Raw genomic sequence first — 533 nt, 5'->3', positions numbered from 1 at the left:
TTACGGTCACCTATCGCCGCAGGACTACGCTAGCAGCCAACTATAGAAGTTGTATGTGTCGCGACTCTTTGTGACTGTTGGCTGCCTGGATTTTTTTGCGGCGTAGTCCACCTGGATCAGCCGCGACGCATGCCGCGCCTGTTCGAAGGTGGTGGCGACCACCACCGCGATCGGCTGCGCATTGAAATGGATGCGGTCGTCGACCAGGGCGCGGAACGACAGGTCTTCGCCCTTCTTCTTGACCGCGTCGGACACCGGCTTGATCGCATTGAGATGGGTCAGCACTTTGAACACGCCCGGCGCGGCTTCGGCGCCGCGGCTGTCGATGCGCACGATGCGGCCCTTGGCGATGGTGCTGGTGAGGATGTAGCCGTGGACCATATGCGGGATCTGGAACTCTGCCGCATAGCGCGCCTTGCCGGTGACCTTGGCGTAGCCGTCGACGCGGCGCATTTCCTTGCCGATGTAGTTCATTGCCGGTTCTCCGGTTGGCCGCTCACGCGGCGTCGCTGCCGCTGGCGCGGTGCAGGGCG

1 pseudogene is annotated in these 533 nt (G+C 63.0%); it reads right to left on the bottom strand.

The features are described 5' to 3' along the window. Nucleotides 1-24: 24 nt before the first annotated feature. Nucleotides 25-533, bottom strand: a pseudogene (locus CSC62_RS17550) (hypothetical protein); the annotation flags it as partial.

The sequence above is a fragment of the Pseudoxanthomonas jiangsuensis genome (assembly GCF_010093185.1).
Lineage (GTDB): Bacteria > Pseudomonadota > Gammaproteobacteria > Xanthomonadales > Xanthomonadaceae > Pseudoxanthomonas > Pseudoxanthomonas jiangsuensis.
Note: the sequence above shows the minus strand (reverse complement) of the source record. Positions and strands in the feature narration are given on the sequence as shown.